This is a genomic window from Bittarella massiliensis (ex Durand et al. 2017) (assembly GCF_017566145.1).
Lineage (GTDB): Bacteria > Bacillota > Clostridia > Oscillospirales > Ruminococcaceae > Bittarella > Bittarella massiliensis_A.
Genome location: NZ_JABFCL010000405.1, coordinates 1 through 209 on the forward strand (window position 1 = coordinate 1; position 209 = coordinate 209).

Consider the following 209-nt stretch of genomic DNA (forward strand, 5'->3'; position numbering starts at 1 on the left):
TATAAAAAGTACCTTTGTGATACCAGTCAGACAATCTGTGTGCTCTTGCCTCTTTGGAAATAGTAGTAGGATCCTTGCACAAGAATTTGGCAATATTCTTAAAAGATGTACCTTTATTCAATTCATTTTCAATATAAATACGATCTTCAAGAGTAAGATGCTTCTGGTTACCAGGAATATATTTACTCATAATGTTCCTCCTTCTACTG

General features: G+C 33.5%; 1 protein-coding gene. It reads right to left on the reverse strand.

The window, feature by feature from the left end:
• Positions 1–190 (reverse strand): helix-turn-helix domain-containing protein (locus HJY11_RS14830; protein WP_208076593.1); only part of this gene is annotated, 190 nt, incomplete at its 3' end.
• Between the last annotated feature and the right edge of the window lie 19 nt (positions 191–209).